The sequence below is a fragment of the Actinoplanes sp. NPDC051513 genome (assembly GCF_044454685.1).
In the GTDB taxonomy this organism is placed as follows: domain Bacteria; phylum Actinomycetota; class Actinomycetes; order Mycobacteriales; family Micromonosporaceae; genus Actinoplanes.
Genome location: NZ_JBITDW010000006.1, coordinates 412,022 through 429,208 on the forward strand (window position 1 = coordinate 412,022; position 17,187 = coordinate 429,208).

Here is a 17,187-nt window from a genome sequence, read left to right on the forward strand (position 1 = left end):
GGCGATGGCGATCGTCATGGCGCTGTTCGGCGGGCAGATGGACGAGCCGGGGCGGGGGGGGGGGCCCCCCCCCCCCCCCCCCCCCCCCGGGGGGGGGGCCCCCCCCCCCCCCCCCCCCCCCCCCCCCCCACTCTTCAAATCAACGTGTTCAGGGGGTTGTGTGCCGACCGGCATAGCGCTGAGAGACGTACGCGAGCAGTTGTTCGCGGCGGCGGAGCGGGTGTTGTTGCGGGACGGGCCGCATTCGCTGACCGGCCGGGCGGTGACCGCCGAGGCGGGCTGCGCCAAGGGTGTGCTGTACAAGCACTTCGCGGACTTCGACGAGTTTCTCACCGAGTTGGTGATAGACCGGACCGCGCGGCTCCAGGTCGAGGCGCGGGGGCTGATCGCCCAGGCCGGCACCGGGACGGTCGTGGGAAATCTGCGGGTGGCGCTCGAGAAGCTGTTCGGGTCGGTGGCCGTGGCGATCGTCGGTCTGATCACCTTCCGGGATGATCTGCGGGCTCGGCTTCGCGCGATGCGGGACGTGCGCGGGCTGCCGCTGCTGACGGAGGCGGCGGCGATGATCACGTCGTATCTGGAGGCCGAGCGGGATCTGCGGCGAGTCGTTCCCGACGCCGATCTGCCGAGCGTGGCGGGGATGCTGATCGGGACGGGGCATCTCATGTTCGCCGACCGGGGCAGCACGCCGCCGTCGGACGCCGAGGTGGAACGTCTTCTCTTCGTCGCGTTGGCCGGCGTCCTTCGGTGAGTCCGGTCGCTCGTTCTCCCGGGGCGCGGGTGATCTTGCGGTTCTTGTCGGGGGTGCCGGGCAGAATGTTCGGCGATGACTAGCAAGAGCGCACGCGGTGAGAGGGTTCCGGCGCAACGGTTGCCGGTGGCCCGGGTGTGCGTCGACGTGCCGTTGGCACACCTTGATCGGCCCTTCGACTACCTCGTCTCGGAAGATCTCGACGAGGTGGCCCAGCCGGGGGTCCGGGTCAAGGTGCGGTTCGCGGGTCAGCTGGTCTCGGGGTTCCTGCTGGAGAGGGCCGAGTCGTCGCCGCACGGCGGCAAGCTCGCTTATCTCGACAAAGTGGTCTCGGGGGAGCGGGTTCTCGATCCCGAGGTGGCGCGGCTGGCTCGGGCTATCGCCGACCGATATGCTGGAAATCTGTGCGATGTGCTGCGGCTGGCCGTGCCGCCCCGGCATGCGCGGGTCGAGGGGCAGGCCGTGGCTGCTGACTCGCCGGAGCCGGAGCCGGAGCCGGGCTCCGATGCCGACACGTCGACTGGCTCGGACGCCGGGCCGGGCGAGATGCGGGCGCCGGCGGTCGGCGGCTGGGACTCGTACGCGGCCGGGCCCGCGTTCTTGAAGGCGCTCGAAGAAGGGCGCGGGGCTCGGGCTGTCTGGGGGGCCTTGCCGGGGGAAGACTGGGCGCTCCGGATCGCCGAGGCGGCGGCGGCCACCGCTCGGGGCGGGCGCGGGACGGTCATCGTGGTCGCGGACGCGCGTGACCTCGAGCGGGTCGACAAGGCGTTGGTCGAGGTGCTGGGGGAAGGGCGGCACGTCGCGCTGAACGCGGCGCTGGGGCCGGCCGAACGGTATCGGCGGTTTCTGCGGGCCGGCCGGCATCAGGTGGCGGTCGTGGCGGGGACGCGGGCGGCCATGTGGGCGCCGGTCGCCGAGCTGGGACTGGTCGTCATCTGGGACGACGGCGACGACCTGCACGCCGAGCCGCGGGCGCCCTACCCGCACGCGCGGGAGGTGCTGCTGACCCGGGCCCGGCTCGCGGACTGCTCGGCGATGGTGGCGGGCCACGCGCGTACGGGAGAAGCGCAGTTGCTCCTGGAAACGGGATGGGCCAAGGAGATCTCGGCGGCCCGGAACGTGCTGCGGGCGCGGGCGCCGGGGGTGGCGCCGACCGGCGATGACCCGCAGCTGGCGCGGGACCCGGGTGCGGCCACGGCGCGGCTGCCCAGCATCGCGTGGGAGACGGCGCGGAAGGCGTTGCAGGCGGGGGCGCCGGTGCTGGTGCAGGTGCCGCGGCGGGGCTACCTGCCGTCGGTGGCCTGTGCCGAGTGCCGCACGCCGGCGCGGTGCCCGCATTGCTCGGGGCCGCTCGCGCTCGCCGGGTCGCGAGACGTTCCGAGCTGCCGGTGGTGCGGCCGGGTGTCGGCGGCCTACACCTGCCCGGCCTGCGGGGAACGGCGGCTTCGGGCCTCCGTCGTCGGGGCGCGGCGCACGGCCGAGGAACTGGGCCGGGCCTTCCCGGGGGTGACGGTGCGCACATCGGGGCGCGACGAGATCCTCGGGACGATTCCGCAGGCGCCGTCGGTCGTCGTGGCCACGCCCGGCGCCGAGCCGCACGCCGAGGGCGGGTTCGGGGCCGTGCTGCTGCTCGACACGTGGGCGCTGCTGACCCGGTCCGACCTGCGGGCCGCCGAGGAGACGATGCGGCGGTGGTTCAACGCCTCGGCGCTGGCCAAGCCCGGGTCGCAGGGCGGGCGGGTCGTGGTGGTGGCCGACGGGTCGCTGGCGACGGTGCAGGCGCTGATCCGGTGGGAGCCGGGCTGGTTCGCGGCGCGGGAGCTCGCCGAGCGGCGCGAGCTGAGCTTCCCGCCGGCGGCGCGGATGGCGAGCCTCACCGGCAAGCCGGAGGCGATCGCCGAGATGCTGGCGGCGGCCCGGCTGCCCGACGGCGCCGAGTTGCTGGGCCCGGTCCCGGCCGACGACGACCAGGAGCGGATGCTGGTCCGCACGTCCCGCTCGCAGGCCGCGGCGATGGCCCACGCGCTGCACGAGGCCGCGGCGGTACGCAGCGCCAGGAAGGCGGCCCTCCCGGTCCGGACGGAGGTCGACCCATTGACGATCTTCTAAGTCAAGGAAAATGCCGGGTGAACTCCGATCGGGTGACCGAGTTTTGTCTGGGGGCCGGGCCGGCCCTCTAGCGGCCCGGTGACGATGACGGAGCGCCCGGCGGGCGGAGTGTCCGTACACGTTGCGGGGGCCGCGGCGGTCGGGGTCGGCGGGGACGTGTATGCCCCGATCACGACGAACATCTACGGCGCGGACGGGCCGCCGTTCGTCGTGGAGAGCCTTCCCGGCCCGGCGCCGCACGAGCTTGCCGACCTGGTGGCGCTGCGGGAGCAGCCGAGCAAGCTGCTGAACACCCGGCGGCGGGTGATTCCGTTCGCCGGACGACGGCGGGAGCTCGAGAGCCTGGCGCGCTGGCGGGACGAAGAGCCGCGGCGGGCGGCGTGGCTGCTGCACGCGCCTGGAGGACAGGGCAAGACGCGGCTTGCGGTGCGGGCCGCTGAGGACGCGGCCACGGCGGGCTGGACGGTGGGCTGGGCGCGCCACCGGGCCGACACCTCGCTCGGCGGGGCGCCGCTGAGTGTGGCGGACGGGTTGGGCCTGCTCATCGTCGTGGACTACGCCGAGAGGTGGCCGCCATCCGACTTGCAGGCGCTCCTTGCGCGATGTGCTGCTGGGGCGGTCGCTGGCGGGGTGGGGCGCCACCGATGCTGTCTGCGATGAGCTGGGGATCGTCGCGGAGCCGCCGCTGGAGCTGGGGCCGCTCGCTGCCGGGGAAGCCGCGCGGCGGGCGCTGTTCGAGGCGGCGTGTCACAAGTTCGCGCAGGTCTATGGGGTTCGGGCGCCGGACGGGCGGTGGATGCCGGGCGGCGCGGGGGACGGGGCCTATGCGTCGGTGCTGACCCTGCACATGGCGGCGCTCGCGGTGGTGGACGCGCACGCCCGCGGGGATCGGCCGCCGGCGCGGGCGGGGGAGCTGTCGCGGTGGCTGCTTCATCGGGAACGCCACTGGCCGATGTGGGGCTCGCGCGGGAGATCAGCGGGCGGGTTCTCGCGGCGGGGATACGGCTCGATCCGGCGGTGGCCGTGCATGCATGCGGGATCCATCAGCTGGCCGCGTTGGTGAAGAAGCGGGGTTGCGAGCACGGCGGATGATCGAGGCGCGGCGCCCGCGAATGAACCTGCGCGGCTGGCGGGAGGTCCCGGTCACGCTGGCGGGGTGACGCGGTGAGGCACTCCGTAGACTGGTCGGGTGCCGCACCGGAATGTCAGGAGTTTCGCCGCGTGACCGTTCAGCCCATCCGTCTCTTCGGTGATCCGGTGCTGCGGACACCGGCCGACCCCGTCGTCGATTTCGACAAGGAGTTGCGCAAGCTGGTGCGCGACCTGGTCGAGACGATGCAGGACGAGGGGGGCGCCGGCCTGGCCGCGCCGCAGCTCGGCGTCGGGCTGCGCGTGTTCACCTTCGACGTCGACGACGTGGTGGGCCACATCGTCAACCCGGTGCTGTCGTACCCCGACGACGAGGAGCAGGACGGGCCCGAGGGCTGCCTGTCGATCCCGGGCATCTACATCGACACCAAGCGCCGGCAGAACGTCGTCGCGGCGGGCTTCAACGAGCACGGCGACCCGATCCAGGTGGTCGGCACCGGCCTGATGGCGCGCTGCGTGCAGCACGAGACCGACCACCTCGACGGGGTGCTCTTCCTCGACCGGCTCGACGCCGCCGGGCGCAAGGACGCGATGAAGCAGATCCGCGCGGCCGAGTGGTACAGCGCCGACAAGCCGCCCGTGGTCAAGGAGAGCCCGCACGGCCGGGGCATCTTCGGGCTGGGGCGGTGAGCGGGTTGCGTCTCGTCTTCGCCGGCACGCCGGCCGTCACCCTGCCCGCCCTCGACGCGATCGCCGCGTCCGGCCACGAGCTCGTCGCCGTGGTCACCCGCCCCGACGCGCCCGCGGGCCGCGGCCGTCACCTGGTGCGCTCGCCCGCCGGCGCCTGGGCCGACGAGCGCGGCATCGAGGTGCTGACGCCGACCAAGCCGCGGGAACCCGAGTTCCAGGAGCGGCTGCGGCAGTTGTCGCCGGATTGTGTGCCGGTCGTGGCCTACGGCGCGCTGGTGCCGCCGAGCGCCCTCGAGATCCCCCGGCACGGCTGGATCAACCTGCATTTCTCGTTGCTGCCGGCCTGGCGGGGGGCGGCGCCGGTGCAGCATGCGGTGCTGCATGGCGACGAGGTGACCGGGGCCTGCGTCTTCGAGCTCGAAGCCGGCCTCGACACCGGGCCCGTCTACGGCACGGTGACCGAGGAGATCCGGTCGTCCGACACGTCCGGTGACCTGCTTTCGCGGCTCTCGGTCTCGGGGGCGGGGTTGCTGGTGGCGGTGCTGGACGCCATCGAGGCGGGAACGGCGCGGGCTCATCCGCAGCCGGCCGACGGCGTGACGTTCGCGCCCAAGGTGACGGTCGAGGACGCGCGGGTGCGCTGGGACGATCCCGCCTTCGCGGTGGACCGGCGAATCCGGGCGTGCACGCCCGCGCCCGGGGCGTGGACCACCTTCCGGGACGACCGGGTGAAGCTCGGGCCGGTCAAACCGGTCGCCAACGGGCCGTCACTGAAGCCGGGCGATCTGCTGGTGGAACGCGGTCAGGTGCTGGCCGGCACGGCCACCACGCCGGTGGCGCTGGGCGAGGTGCGCGCGGCGGGCAAGAAGGCGATGCAGGCCACCGACTGGGCCCGCGGCCTGCGGATCCAGCCGGGGGAGCAGCTTTCATGAGCGATCACCGGGCAGGACGCCCGCACGGCTCGGGACGGCCGCCCCGGGCCGCCGGCGGACCGGGTTACTCCCGCGACTCCCGCACCGGGCGGGCTCCGCGAGGCGGTCGCCCGCCGTCCGATCCGGCACGTCAGGCCGCGTACGAGGCGATCGCGGCGGTCCACCGGGACGACGCGTACGCGAACCTCGTGCTCGCCGATATCCTCCGCGGCATGGCCCTCAGCGGCCGGGACGCCGCGTTCGCCACCGAGCTCACGTACGGCACGCTGCGCGCTCTCGGCACCCTCGACCTGATCGTCGGGGCGGCCGCCGGGCGCGACGTGGCCCGCATCGACCCGCCGGCCCGCGACGCGCTGCGGCTCGGCGCCTACCAGCTTCTGCACACGCGAGTGCCGGCGCACGCCGCGGTCAACCAGACGGTCGACCTCGTGCGCTCGGTCGCGCCGGGCGCGGCCGGCTTCGCGAACGCGGTGATGCGGACGATCAGCGAAACCTCGCTGGACGAGTGGCTCGGGCGGCTCGCGCCGGCCTACGACGTCGACCCGGTCGGCAACCTGTCGGTGCTGCACAACCACCCGCAGTGGATCGTGCGGGCGTTCGCCGAGGCGCTCGGCGGCGACCTCGACGAGACGGCGCGGCTGCTGATCGAGGACAACCGGGCGCCGGTCGTGCACCTGTGCGCGCGCCCGGGGCGGGCCGACGCGGTCGAGCTCGCCGACGAGGTGGGCGGGGTGCCGGGGGCGTTCTCGCCGTACGCGGTCTATTTGAACGGCGGCTCCCCGCGGGAGCTGGCGGCGATCGCCGAGGGGCGCGCGCACGTGCAGGACGAGGGCTCGCAGCTGGTGGCGGCGGCGCTGCTGGCCGGGCCGATCGAGGGGCGCGACACCCGCTGGCTCGACCTGTGCGCCGGTCCGGGCGGCAAGGCGGGGCTGCTGGGGTCGATCGCGGCGTCGCGCGGGGCCGAGGTCACGGCGGTCGAGGTGCTGGAGCACCGGGCGCGGCTCGTGGAGCACGCGACCGAGGGCATGCCGGTGACGGTGCTGCCGATGGACGGCCGCTCGGTGGGCCGCGATCCCGACCTGCCGGAAGAGTCGTTCGACCGGGTGCTGGTCGACGCGCCGTGCACGGGCCTGGGCTCGCTGCGCCGGCGGCCGGAATCGCGCTGGCGGCGGCAGCCGTCCGACCTGCCGGCGCTGACCAAGCTGCAGCGGGAGCTGCTGGTGGCGGCGTTGCGGGCGGTGCGGCCGGGCGGCCTCGTCGCGTACGTGACCTGCTCGCCGCACATGGTCGAGACGCAGGTGACGGTCACCGAGGGCGCCCGGCGCAGCGGCGTCGAGGTGGACTTCGTCGATGCCCGGCCGCTGCTGCCGCCCGGCATGCCGGGTCTGGGGCCGGGGCCGACGGTGCAGCTGTGGCCGCACCGGCACGGGACGGACGCGATGTTCCTCGCGGTGCTGCGGCGCACTTCATGACTGTGTAGGTCGAAAAGGTCCGGGTATGAAAGTGGGCCATGGACGTGATCGGCGTGGGCTTCGGCCGGACCGGGACATTGAGCCTCAAGGCGGCGCTCGAGCAATTGGGGTTCGGGCCCTGTATGCACATGATTCCGCTGCTGGACGACCCGTGGCGGTCCGCGCTGCTGTGCCGGGCCGCCGATGGGGATATGGCGTGTCTCGATGCGGCCTTTGACGGCTATCGATCTACCGTGGATTGGCCCGGCGCCTTTTTCTGGCGCTCCTTGACGGCTCGCTTCCCGTCGGCAAGCGTGGTGCTGACCGTCCGCGACCCCAACGAATGGTACGAGAGCGCCTATAACACGATTTATCCGGTTGCTTACTCCGGACCACGCTTCGAGATGGCTTTCAAGACGGTCTGGGAGGGGACTTTCGACGGGCGGTTCGCCGACCGGCCGGCGGCGATCAAGGTCTTCCAAGATCACAATGCATCCGTACGGGCGGAAGTGGCGCCCGACAGGCTGCTGGAGTTCTCGGTGACGCAGGGGTGGGGGCCGCTCTGCGACTTCCTCGGCGTGCCCGTGCCCGCCACGCCGTTCCCGCGCCTCAACGACACGGCGGCCTTCCTGGCGGCTACCGCTTCGTATAGTGGATCTTGAGTTTGCCCGGGCCGGCGTTGCGGTAGGAGCCCTTCATCTTCTCGCCGTTGAGCCACAGGAAGCAGCGGATCGCCCGGTCGCCCATCGTCCACGCGGCGTCGTCGGGCGGGAAGCCCAGCCAGCCGATCCGGCTCGGCACGGTGTCGTCGTCCCGCAGGCCGGTGAACTTCGCGATCGCCGTGTCGCAGCCCTCGGCCAGCTCGTCGCCGGACAGCTGGGACGACTTGGCCCGGTTGGTGGCGAACAGGCCGGCGAACTCGGCGGTGTGGCTGCTCGCGCACGACGCCGGGTGCATCTCGGTCACCGAGTCGCCCTCGATCGTCGGGTTCGCGCAGGCCATCCGCAGCTTGCCGGCCGGCTTCACGGCGCCCTTCATGCTGCCCTGGCGGCGTACCAGGGCGCCGTCGACCGGTGAGGTCTCGGCGACGTCGCAGCGCGCCCAGCGGGCCCCGCCCGACCAGGCCTCCCGGCTCGGCAGCACCGGCTGCAGCACCACCCAGCCGGTACGCCAGTCGCCGCCCAGGAACGTGCTCGCCCGCTTCGAGCAGGTCGCGAAGGCCTGACTCTGATTGCTCACCTCGGCGACCGCCACGGTCTCGGTCAGGTGGGCGCCGGCGCACGGGACGGGCTCGTAGTCGTCGGCCGTCGCGTTCTGCACCAGCTCGGAGTGGCAGGCGCCGGGCTGCGGGCTGAACCGGGTGGCGGCGGCCATCGGCTGCCAGCCGTTGGTGAGGTCGCCGTCGACGCCGCGCGGAAGATCGGCCCCGCAGCCGGCCAATGCGGTGCACGCGAGCAGCGCGAGCGCGGCTGCCCACCGTCGCATGATCGCCTCCCAGGCCGTTCGGACGGGTCACTCTAACGTGTGCTTCCCGCCTGTCCGTTTTGACCGGCAGGGCAGGCCCTAGACTGCCCACGTGGACGCAAAGCCGATCATCGCTCCGAGCATCCTGGCCGCCGACTTCTCCCGGCTCGCCGACGAAGTGGCCGCCATCGAGCTCGCGGCCGACTGGGTGCACGTCGATGTCATGGACAACCACTTCGTGCCCAACCTGACCATCGGCCTCCCCGTGGTGCAGAGCCTGCGCAAGGCGACGAGCATGCCGTTCGACGTGCACCTGATGATCACCGACCCCGAGCGCTGGGCGCCGGGGTACGCCGAGGCCGGCGCGTACAACGTGACCTTCCACGCCGAGGCCTGCGAGAACCCGGTGGCCCTGGCCAAGACGCTGCGGGCCGCGGGCTCCAAGGCGGGTCTCGCGATCGACCGCGACACACCCGTCGAGCCATACCTCGAGCTCCTGCCCTACATCGACACCCTGCTGATCATGACGATCAAGGCGGGCTTCGGCGGGCAGGCGTTCATGCCCGAGATGCTCGACAAGGTCCGCGACGTGCGCCGCCGCATCCAGGCCAAGAACCTCGAGGTGCGCCTCGAGGTCGACGGGGGCATCGCGGCCGACACGATCGTCCAGGCGGCCGAGGCGGGCGCCGACGCGTTCGTGGCCGGCACCGCGGTCTACGGCGCCGCCGATCCGGCCGAGGCCGTTCGCCGGCTGCGGGCACTGGCCGCCGAGGCGTCGCCGTCGCATGATTGAGCCGTTTCGACAATTCTTGCGGGCCAGTGCGAGCAGGCGGGAGCGGGATCAGGGATGAGCACCGGCGTGGTGCGTGACGAGGTGGACGAGTTCGGTCCGGAGCCGGAGGAACGGCCCGATCTGATCCTCGTCGTCGACGACGATCAGGACATCGCGGGCTTCGTCGAGTTCAACCTGAAGGTGCACGGCTACGACGTGATCCGGGCCAAGGACGGCGAGGACGCCCTCGAGATCATGCAGGACAACCGGCCCGACCTGGCCGTCGTCGACTGGATGATGCCCCGGATGGACGGGGTCGAGCTCACCCGCCGGCTGCGTGCCGAGCCGCTCACCTCGGCCCTTCCCGTGATCATGCTGACCGCCAAGAGCATGACCGTCGACAAGGTGGTCGGCCTGACCGCGGGCGTCGACGACTACCTGGTCAAGCCGTTCGACACCGCCGAGCTGCTCGCCCGGGTCACCTCGACGCTGCGGCGCAACAAGGAGTTCCGCGAGGTCTCCCCGCTGACCGGCCTGCCCGGCAACGCCCGGGTCCGGCGCGAGATCGCCGACCGTATGAAGGCCGGCGGCGAGTACTCGGTCGGCTACATCGACATCGACCGCTTCAAGAGCGTCAACGACGTGTACGGCTTCGACCGCGGCGACGAGTTCATCACCGCCCTGGCGCGCAGCCTGCACAAGGCCGTGACCTCGGTCGGCCCGCCGTCCATCTTCGTGGGCCACATCGGTGGCGACGACTTCGTCTTCATCTGCCACCCCGACCAGGTCCTGCCGCTGACAAAGAAGTCGGTGACCGATTTCGAACAGGCCGCCGACCAGCTGTACGACGCGTCGGACGCCGAGCGCGGCTACATCGAGGTGCCCGACCGCCGCGGCAACAAGAACCGGGCGGCCCTGGTGACGCTGTCGATCGGCGTGGCCCAGGCGACGGTCGAGGGCCGCATGTTCACCGACCCGCGGGTGGTGATCGCGGTGGCGTCCGAGATGAAGAAGGTCGCGAAGTCGCAGCCCGGCTCGTACGTGGCGATCGACCGCCGCCGCAGTCCCGCCGACCCTGACGAGTAACCGGGCCGTGAGCTGCGGGGTTTTCGGGGCGGATGTGAGATGGCTCGCGCAAGTGGTGGCAAAGACGATCGCGCGTGCCACACTCGGGGGTAACCCACCACGCGCTGGCGGGACTCGGTGAAATTCCGAACCGGCGGTGATCTGACGCGCAAGCGTCGGTAAGCCCGCGACCCGGACGTCGACAGACGGACGGTGGACCTGGTGAGAATCCGGGGCCGACGGTTGATCGAGCGACACGGCAACATGCCGCACGGTCAGACAGTCCGGATGGGAGACAGCGCGCGGGATCGGACCGAGGGCTCGCGTATGCGTGCCTGACGAAGGCCGGGGCGCGCGAAGCGTACCCGTCTGTCTGATTCCTGGCGTTATCTCCCGCTTCCTCACAGCGCGTGGCCGTACCGCGCTCGAGAGGAACACAGCGGATGGTGACCGAGGACGAGGCGATGCGCCGCGCGATCGCGCTGGCCGCCCGGGGCCTCGGCACGACCAGCCCCAATCCGGTCGTCGGCTGCATTCTGCTCGACGCCGAGGGTGAGGTGGTCGGCGAGGGCTTCCACGCCTACGCGGGCGGGCCGCATGCCGAGATCGTCGCGCTGGCGCAGGCCGGCGAGCGGGCCCGGGGCGGGACCGCGGTGGTCACCCTCGAGCCCTGCAACCACACCGGCCGCACCGGGCCGTGCAGCCATGCGATGATCAACGCGGGCGTCCGGCGGGTGGTCATCGCGGTGGACGATCCGACGCCGGTCGCGGCCGGTGGGGCCACGACGCTGCGGGCCTCGGGCGTGCAGGTCGAGACGGGCGTGCGGCGCAAGGAAGCCGAGCAGGGCAACGTCGCCTGGCTGACCGCGGTGCGTCGCGGGCGGCCGTACGTGACCTGGAAGTTCGCCGCGACGCTGGACGGCCGCTCGGCGGCCGCCGACAACACCAGCCAGTGGATCACCTCGGCGCCGGCGCGCAGCGACGTGCATGTGCTGCGCAGCACGATGGACGCGATCATGGTGGGCGCGGGGACGGTGATCGCCGACGACCCGCAGCTGACCGTGCGCGACCTGAAGGACGGCACGCTCGCGATCAAGCAGCCGCTGCGGGTTGTCGTGGATTCGAAGGGGCGTACGCCGGAAAAGGCTCGCGTCCGCGATGTCGCCGCACCCACCTGGATCGTCACCACCCGCGAGGTCGGCTCGGGGCCGGATGGCCGCGTCGACCTGCATTCGCTGCTCGCCGCGCTGTTCGGGCGCGGCATCCGCTCAGTGTTGCTGGAGGGCGGGCCGACGCTGGCCGGCTCGTTCCTGGCCGCCGGGCTCGTCGACCAGGTGATCGGGTACGTCGCGCCGAAGCTGCTCGGCGCCGGCAAGCCCGCGCTGGTCGACGCCGGCGTCACCACCATCGGCGACGCCATCGAGCTTGATCTCACCGACATCGCGCAGATCGGCCCCGACCTGCGCTTCACCGCATCGCTCCGGCAGAAGCCATCCGACCACCCCGCCCACCACCCTTATTCGGAATGGAAGGACGCCTAAATGTTCACAGGCATCGTCGAGGAACTGGGTGAGGTGATCCGCCTCGTCGACGCGGGCGGCGATTCCGCGGTCATCGCGGTACGCGGGCCTGTCGTCACGTCCGACGCGCGCCACGGCGACTCGATCTCGGTCAACGGGGTCTGTCTCACCGTGATCGACAACGTCGACGGGGTGTTCACGGCCGACGTGATGGGCGAGACGCTGCGGCGCTCCTCGCTCGGCGCGCTGGCCGTGGGCAGCCAGGTCAACCTCGAGCGGGCGGCCACGGTCGGCAGCCGGCTCGGCGGCCACCTGGTGCAGGGGCACGTGGACGGGGTCGCCACGATCCTCGACCGCACGCCCGAGTCGGAATGGGAGGTCCTGCGCTTCTCGCTGCCGCGGAGCCTGGCCAGGTACGTGGTCGAGAAGGGCTCGATCACCGTCGACGGGGTGTCGCTGACCGTCATGGCGGTGGACGACGAATCGTTCAGTGTCGGCCTGATCCCGACCACGCTGAAGCTGACCGTCCTGGGGTCCAAGAGTGCCGGCGACCCGGTGAACCTCGAGGTCGACGTGATCGCCAAGTACGTGGAAAAGATGCTGGGGAGCCGATGATGTTCGAAGACATTGAGCGGGCGATCGCTGACATCGCCGCGGGCCGGCCGGTGATCGTCGTCGACGACGAGGACCGCGAGAACGAGGGCGACCTGATCTTCGCGGCCGAGAAGGCCACGCCGGAGCTGGTCGCGTTCATGGTCCGCTACACGTCCGGGTACATCTGCGCGCCGATCACCGAGGAGGAGGCCGACCGCCTCGACCTGCCTCCCATGTACCACACGAACCAGGACAGGCGAGGAACCGCGTACGCGGTGGCGGTCGACGCGGCGTCGGGCGTGAGCACCGGCATCTCGGCCGCCGACCGGGCACACACCCTGCGGCTGCTCTCCTCGCCGGACACCCGTCCCACCGACCTCTCCCGCCCCGGCCACGTCGTGCCGTTGCGGGCCAAAGCCGGCGGCGTGTTGCGCCGCCCGGGCCACACCGAGGCCTCGATCGATCTGGCCGTGCTGGCCGGTCTGCGCCCGGCGGGCGTGCTCTGCGAGATGGTCAACGACGACGGCACCATGCAGCGCCGCCCCGACCTCGAGCGGTTCGCCAAGGAGCACGACCTCTCGCTGATCACGATCGCCGACCTGGTCGCGTACCGGCGGCAGCAGGAGCGTCAGGTCGAGCGGGTCGTCGAGACCAAGCTGCCCACCGAGCACGGCGAGTTCACCGCGGTCGGCTACCGCGCGCTGGTCGACGACGGCGAGCACGTGGCGCTGGTCTTCGGCGAGATCGGCGACGGCGCGGACGTGCTGGTGCGGGTGCATTCGGAGTGCCTGACCGGGGACGTCTTCGGCTCGAAGCGCTGCGACTGCGGCCCGCAGCTGGACGCGGCGCTGCAGCGGGTCGCCGAGGCCGGCCGGGGCGTGGTGCTCTACATGCGGGGGCACGAGGGCCGGGGGATCGGCCTGCTGCACAAGCTTCAGGCGTACCAGCTGCAGGACAAGGGCTTCGACACGGTGGACGCCAATCTCGAGCTGGGCCTGCCGGCCGACGCCCGGGACTACGGAACCGGGGCGCAGATCCTCTACGACCTGGGCGTGCGCTCGATGCGGCTGCTCACCAACAACCCGGCCAAGAGGGCCGGTCTCGAGGGGTACGGGCTGACCGTGACCGGCCGGGAGGCGCTGCCGGTGCGGCTGCACCCCGAGAACGTGCGATACCTGCGAACCAAGCGGGATCGCATGGGGCATCTTTTCGAGGCCCTTGGCTGATTAGTATGAAATTAACGGAAAAAGGGGGCAACGATGGCCGGCTTCGGTGATCCGCACATGGATACCGTCGACGCGGCCGGGCTTCGGCTCGGCATCGTCGGCGCACGGTGGCATGCCGACCTGATCGATCACATGATCGAGCGGGCCAAGGCCGCGGCCGAGGCCTGCGGCGTGACCGACGTCGTCATTCACCGCGTCGTCGGCGCGGTCGAGCTGCCCGTGGTGGCGCAGGCCCTGGCGAAGCAGTGCGACGCGGTCGTCGCGATCGGCGTGGTGATCAAGGGCGAGACCGAGCATTTCGAGTACGTCTGCGACTCCGTCACCACCGGCCTGACCCGGATCGCGCTCGACGAGCACACCCCGGTCGCGCACGGCGTGCTCACGGTGCACAGCCTCGGCCAGGCCCGCGACCGCGCCGGCCTCGAGGACTCGATCGAGGACAAGGGTTGGCAGAGCACGGTCGCCTCGCTCGACGCGGCGCTGGTGCTGCGCGAGCTGGCCAAGCCCCGGACCGGAGCGTAGGGCGCGCCGGGAGTGTGGGGCGCGCCGGAGCCTAGACGATGCGGACCGGGACGAGTACCGCGGAGCAGCCGGAGCCGACGCAGCCCCATACGCGCGCGTAGGCGAGGCCGGTACGGAACGACACGCCGCCCGGGCCGGTCTGCAGCACCGTGTGCCGGGACCGGCCCGCGCAGGGCTCGCGCAGCGTGGCGGCCGCGGTCGCGACGTGGGCGCCGGTTCGCTGGGCGACGGTGACCGACAGGCCGTAGGCGCCGGGCAGGCCGGGCGGACAGGTCGTGGTGTAGCGCACGCCGAGGCCGTCGGCGTGCACGGTCGCGGAATCGAGACGGAAACCGAGCGGTTCGGCCGCGTCCGCCGGCGGTGGGCCGGCGAACGCGGCCGATAAGCACGCGGCGATGACCAGAGCATGAAGCATGGCGGTGCCCCCCAGGACCAGGCTCGGAGGCCGCCTCCCCGGTGGCGGTTCACCCCCATGCCCGCGGAAGCACTGTCCCAGTCAGGGGTGGGCGCTGTCCGTCCGTGATCCGACGCTGTCCACTAAAGGCGACCGGCCTCGATGATGCGGGCCAGGAACTGGCGGGTGCGGGGCTCGACCGGGTCGCCGAGGACCTGGGCCGGTAGGCCCTGCTCCAGCACGCTGCCCTTGTCGAGGAACGCCACGCGATCGGCGACCTGACGGGCGAAGCCCATCTCGTGGGTGGCCAGGACCATGGTCATGCCGTCGCCCTTGAGGTCGCGGATCATCGTGAGGACCTCGCCGACCAGCTCGGGGTCGAGCGCGGAGGTCACCTCGTCGAGCAGCAGGAGCCGCGGCGAGTTGACCAGGGCGCGGACGATCGCCACGCGCTGCTGCTGGCCACCGGAGAGGCGATCGGGGTAGCTGCCCGATTTGTCGGCGAGCCCGACCCGCTCCAGCCACTCCATCGCCGTCGACCGCGCCTCGGCCGGGGGCCGCCCGTGCACGCGAATCGGGGCGAGCGTGATGTTGTCGAGCACGGTCATGTGCGGGAACAGGTTGTACGACTGGAAGACGAGGCCGATCTTCCGCCGTACGATATCGGGATTGATCTTGGGGTTGGTGATGTCCTCGCCGTCGAGCTCGATCACGCCGTCGTCGATCTGAGCGAGCAGGTTGATGCAGCGCAGCAGCGTCGACTTGCCCGAGCCCGAGGCGCCGATCAGGGCGACCACCTCATGTTCGTCGACGGTCAGGCCGAGACCGTCGAGCACCACGGCCGAGCCGAACGTCTTGCGGACGTCCGTGCAGGTCAGCAGCATCAGGTCCCCGCGTTCTGCCGTCGTGCGGCGCGCAGCGTGACCCAGTCGGTGACCCCGATCAGCGGCAGCGCCAGAAGAACGAAAAGCACACCCGCCACCACGTACGGCGTGAAGTTCGCCGTCTGCGCCACCCCGATCTGCGCGGCGCGGATCGCGTCGATCGGGCCGGCCAGCGAGATCAGCCCGACGTCCTTCTGCAGCGCCACCGTGTCGTTGAGCAGCGGCGGAGCGACCCGGCGCACGGCCTGGGGCAGCACCACGTGACGCATCGACTGGCGGTAGGTGAGCCCGAGCGACCGGGCCGCCGCGATCTGGCTCGGATGCACCGACTCGATGCCGGCCCGGAACACCTCGGCGAGGTAGGCGCCATAGGTGATCACGATGGCCGCGCCGCCCAGGACGGTCACGCTCGGCGTGCCCTGCAGCCGCAGGCCGGGGATGCCGAACGCGCACAGGTAGATCACGATGATCAGCGGCAGGCCGCGGAACGAGTACGTGTAGATCGTCGCGATCGCCCGCACCGGGAAGAAGACCGGGCCGCGCAGCGTGCGCAGGACCGCGATGAGCAGGCCCAGCGCCAGCGCGCAGATCGCGCAGACGACCAGCATCCGGATGTTGAGCCAGAGCCCCTGGAGGATCTCGGGCAGGAACTCGCGCGCGATCTCGGGGTCGAAGAACGACTCCTTGACCCGGTCCCAGCCCGGCGCGCCGGTGACCAGCACGCCGAGGAGCGTGCCGAGGATCGCGGTGGACAGGGCCGCGAGCAGCACGGAACGGATCGCCTGCCGTCGCCGGTAGGCGATCCGCCCTAGCTGTAGGTCACTCGGCCGATGGATCTGGGTGGTCACTGGAGTTCGGGAGCGCCGCCGGTCTGGGTCAGCCAGGTCTTCTCCAGCACGGCGAGGGTGCCGTCCTGGCGCAGCTGGTCGACCGCGGTGCTCACGCAGCCGGTGAGCGGCGAGTCTTTGTCGAGCACCAGGCCGAACTGCTCGGGCACGCCGACCTGCGGCAGCTGGCCGACGATCACGCCGTCCTTGAGCTCGGCGCCGGTCATGTAGAACGCGGTCGGCAGGTCGACCACGATGCCGTCGACCGTGCCGTTGACCAGCGCGGCCTTGGCGTCGTCGTTGTTGTTGAACACCGACGGCTGGGTGCTGGGCTTGATCACGTCGGTGATGGCCTGGTAGCTCGTCGTGCCGACCTGGGCGCCGAGCTTGGCCGTCCGGAGATCGGCGATCGTCTTGGCGCTCGCGATCTTCGAGCCCTTGGTGGTGATCACGGTCTGCCGGACGAGGTAGTACGGCGAGGAGAAATCGACGGCCTTCTTGCGGTCGTCGGTGATCGAGAACTCGTTGATGTCGACGTCGAACGCCTTCGGGCCGGGCGCGATCGCGTTGTTGAACGTCACAGAGACCCACGTCACGTTCTCGGCCGCATAGCCCAGACGCTGGGCCACCTGGTACGCCACCGCGGACTCGAAGCCCTTGCCGTTGCTCGGCTTGTTGTCGCTGAACCACGGCTCGTACGCCGGGTTGTCGGTGCCGATCGTGAGCTTGCCGGCCGTCTTCGTCTGCAGCGCCCCAGGCGCGCAGGAGTTCGTGGACGCCGAGGCGGTGGGGGTTGCGGCGTCGGTCTCGTCGGCGGGCGCGCAGGCCGCGAGGGCGGCTATCAACAACGCTGAGCCGCCGACGGTGGTGAGGGTGTTTCGGCTGACCATGACCGGC

19 protein-coding genes and 1 riboswitch are annotated in these 17,187 nt (G+C 71.8%); of the genes, 14 read left to right on the plus strand and 5 right to left on the minus strand.

What is annotated here, in order from left to right:
- Window positions 1-160: 160 nt before the first annotated feature.
- From ACIA5D_RS22420 to ACIA5D_RS22455, 8 genes are all read left to right on the plus strand, one after another.
- Complete coding sequence (locus ACIA5D_RS22420) at window positions 161-751, plus strand: TetR/AcrR family transcriptional regulator (protein WP_396032081.1); 591 nt, start codon at window positions 161-163, stop codon at window positions 749-751.
- 75 nt (window positions 752-826) lie between these two features.
- Window positions 827-2,860 carry a primosomal protein N' gene (locus ACIA5D_RS22425; RefSeq protein ID WP_396032082.1) on the plus strand — a complete coding sequence of 678 codons (2,034 nt, stop codon included), beginning with the start codon at window positions 827-829 and terminating at the stop codon, window positions 2,858-2,860.
- A 108-nt stretch (window positions 2,861-2,968) separates the two neighbouring features.
- On the plus strand, window positions 2,969-3,520 hold the full coding sequence (locus ACIA5D_RS22430; RefSeq protein ID WP_396032083.1) for a hypothetical protein: 552 nt from the start codon (window positions 2,969-2,971) through the stop codon (window positions 3,518-3,520).
- Window positions 3,456-3,923 carry a hypothetical protein gene (locus ACIA5D_RS22435; RefSeq protein ID WP_396032084.1) on the plus strand — a complete coding sequence of 156 codons (468 nt, stop codon included), beginning with the start codon at window positions 3,456-3,458 and terminating at the stop codon, window positions 3,921-3,923. Before ACIA5D_RS22430 ends, ACIA5D_RS22435 begins: the two co-directional genes overlap by 65 nt.
- Before the next feature lie 158 nt (window positions 3,924-4,081).
- On the plus strand, window positions 4,082-4,639 hold the full coding sequence (gene def / locus ACIA5D_RS22440) for a peptide deformylase (RefSeq protein WP_396032085.1): 558 nt from the start codon (window positions 4,082-4,084) through the stop codon (window positions 4,637-4,639).
- A gap of 5 nt (window positions 4,640-4,644) precedes the next feature.
- Window positions 4,645-5,571, plus strand: a complete 927-nt coding sequence (gene fmt, locus ACIA5D_RS22445) for a methionyl-tRNA formyltransferase (RefSeq protein WP_396032198.1) — start codon at window positions 4,645-4,647, stop codon at window positions 5,569-5,571.
- Complete coding sequence (locus tag ACIA5D_RS22450) at window positions 5,568-7,043, plus strand: RsmB/NOP family class I SAM-dependent RNA methyltransferase (RefSeq protein WP_396032086.1); 1,476 nt, start codon at window positions 5,568-5,570, stop codon at window positions 7,041-7,043. Before fmt ends, ACIA5D_RS22450 begins: the two co-directional genes overlap by 4 nt.
- 38 nt (window positions 7,044-7,081) lie before the next feature.
- Window positions 7,082-7,684: a sulfotransferase family protein gene (locus ACIA5D_RS22455; protein WP_396032087.1), complete on the plus strand. Its 603-nt coding sequence runs from the start codon at window positions 7,082-7,084 to the stop codon at window positions 7,682-7,684.
- Here ACIA5D_RS22455 and ACIA5D_RS22460 read toward each other — a convergent pair.
- On the minus strand, window positions 7,659-8,507 hold the full coding sequence (locus tag ACIA5D_RS22460) for a septum formation family protein (protein ID WP_396032088.1): 849 nt from the start codon (window positions 8,505-8,507) through the stop codon (window positions 7,659-7,661). The two genes, ACIA5D_RS22455 and ACIA5D_RS22460, sit on opposite strands and share 26 nt — an antisense overlap.
- Window positions 8,508-8,598: 91 nt before the next feature.
- Here ACIA5D_RS22460 and rpe point away from each other — a divergent pair, with 91 nt between their 5' ends.
- From rpe to ribH, 6 genes are all read left to right on the plus strand, one after another.
- Window positions 8,599-9,279, plus strand: a complete 681-nt coding sequence (rpe, locus tag ACIA5D_RS22465; RefSeq protein ID WP_396032089.1) for a ribulose-phosphate 3-epimerase — start codon at window positions 8,599-8,601, stop codon at window positions 9,277-9,279.
- A 54-nt stretch (window positions 9,280-9,333) separates the two neighbouring features.
- Window positions 9,334-10,344, plus strand: a complete 1,011-nt coding sequence (locus ACIA5D_RS22470; protein ID WP_396032090.1) for a response regulator — start codon at window positions 9,334-9,336, stop codon at window positions 10,342-10,344.
- A 99-nt stretch (window positions 10,345-10,443) separates the two neighbouring features.
- Window positions 10,444-10,627, plus strand: a riboswitch (FMN riboswitch).
- Window positions 10,628-10,766: 139 nt separating this feature from the next.
- Entirely contained in the window at window positions 10,767-11,864 is a 1,098-nt protein-coding gene (gene ribD, locus ACIA5D_RS22475; RefSeq protein WP_396032091.1) for a bifunctional diaminohydroxyphosphoribosylaminopyrimidine deaminase/5-amino-6-(5-phosphoribosylamino)uracil reductase RibD, read from the plus strand.
- Window positions 11,865-12,458, plus strand: coding sequence for a riboflavin synthase (locus tag ACIA5D_RS22480; RefSeq protein WP_396032092.1), 594 nt, complete (start codon window positions 11,865-11,867; stop codon window positions 12,456-12,458).
- Window positions 12,458-13,663, plus strand: coding sequence for a bifunctional 3,4-dihydroxy-2-butanone-4-phosphate synthase/GTP cyclohydrolase II (locus ACIA5D_RS22485; protein WP_396032093.1), 1,206 nt, complete (start codon window positions 12,458-12,460; stop codon window positions 13,661-13,663). Before ACIA5D_RS22480 ends, ACIA5D_RS22485 begins: the two co-directional genes overlap by 1 nt.
- 33 nt (window positions 13,664-13,696) lie before the next feature.
- Complete coding sequence (gene ribH / locus ACIA5D_RS22490; RefSeq protein ID WP_396032094.1) at window positions 13,697-14,185, plus strand: 6,7-dimethyl-8-ribityllumazine synthase; 489 nt, start codon at window positions 13,697-13,699, stop codon at window positions 14,183-14,185.
- A 31-nt stretch (window positions 14,186-14,216) separates the two neighbouring features.
- Here ribH and ACIA5D_RS22495 read toward each other — a convergent pair whose 3' ends face one another.
- The 4 genes from ACIA5D_RS22495 to ACIA5D_RS22510 form a co-directional block, all read right to left on the minus strand.
- The gene (locus ACIA5D_RS22495) at window positions 14,217-14,600 is read right to left on the minus strand and encodes a hypothetical protein (protein WP_396032095.1); all 384 of its coding nucleotides are present in this window, start codon (window positions 14,598-14,600) and stop codon (window positions 14,217-14,219) included.
- Window positions 14,601-14,722: 122 nt separating this feature from the next.
- Window positions 14,723-15,463 (minus strand): amino acid ABC transporter ATP-binding protein, encoded by a 741-nt coding sequence (locus tag ACIA5D_RS22500; RefSeq protein WP_396032096.1) that lies wholly within the window; start codon window positions 15,461-15,463, stop codon window positions 14,723-14,725.
- Window positions 15,463-16,311, minus strand: coding sequence for an amino acid ABC transporter permease (locus ACIA5D_RS22505; RefSeq protein WP_396032097.1), 849 nt, complete (start codon window positions 16,309-16,311; stop codon window positions 15,463-15,465). Before ACIA5D_RS22505 ends, ACIA5D_RS22500 begins: the two co-directional genes overlap by 1 nt.
- Window positions 16,308-17,180 (minus strand): ABC transporter substrate-binding protein, encoded by an 873-nt coding sequence (locus ACIA5D_RS22510; RefSeq protein WP_396032098.1) that lies wholly within the window; start codon window positions 17,178-17,180, stop codon window positions 16,308-16,310. Before ACIA5D_RS22510 ends, ACIA5D_RS22505 begins: the two co-directional genes overlap by 4 nt.
- Between the last annotated feature and the right edge of the window lie 7 nt (window positions 17,181-17,187).

Bases quoted from the DNA above. Each gene is read 5' to 3' on its own strand.
- ACIA5D_RS22500 (WP_396032096.1), bottom strand. From the start codon at position 15,463: ATGCTGCTGACCTGCACGGACGTCCGCAAGACGTTCGGCTCGGCCGTG.
- ACIA5D_RS22480 (WP_396032092.1), top strand. From the start codon at position 11,865: ATGTTCACAGGCATCGTCGAGGAACTGGGTGAGGTGATCCGCCTCGTC.
- ribH (WP_396032094.1), top strand. From the start codon at position 13,697: ATGGCCGGCTTCGGTGATCCGCACATGGATACCGTCGACGCGGCCGGG.
- ACIA5D_RS22485 (WP_396032093.1), top strand. From the start codon at position 12,458: ATGTTCGAAGACATTGAGCGGGCGATCGCTGACATCGCCGCGGGCCGG.
- ribD (WP_396032091.1), top strand. From the start codon at position 10,767: ATGGTGACCGAGGACGAGGCGATGCGCCGCGCGATCGCGCTGGCCGCC.
- ACIA5D_RS22510 (WP_396032098.1), bottom strand. From the start codon at position 17,180: ATGGTCAGCCGAAACACCCTCACCACCGTCGGCGGCTCAGCGTTGTTG.
- ACIA5D_RS22470 (WP_396032090.1), top strand. From the start codon at position 9,334: ATGAGCACCGGCGTGGTGCGTGACGAGGTGGACGAGTTCGGTCCGGAG.
- ACIA5D_RS22455 (WP_396032087.1), top strand. From the start codon at position 7,082: ATGGACGTGATCGGCGTGGGCTTCGGCCGGACCGGGACATTGAGCCTC.
- ACIA5D_RS22425 (WP_396032082.1), top strand. From the start codon at position 827: ATGACTAGCAAGAGCGCACGCGGTGAGAGGGTTCCGGCGCAACGGTTG.
- ACIA5D_RS22460 (WP_396032088.1), bottom strand. From the start codon at position 8,507: ATGCGACGGTGGGCAGCCGCGCTCGCGCTGCTCGCGTGCACCGCATTG.
- ACIA5D_RS22495 (WP_396032095.1), bottom strand. From the start codon at position 14,600: ATGCTTCATGCTCTGGTCATCGCCGCGTGCTTATCGGCCGCGTTCGCC.
- ACIA5D_RS22450 (WP_396032086.1), top strand. From the start codon at position 5,568: ATGAGCGATCACCGGGCAGGACGCCCGCACGGCTCGGGACGGCCGCCC.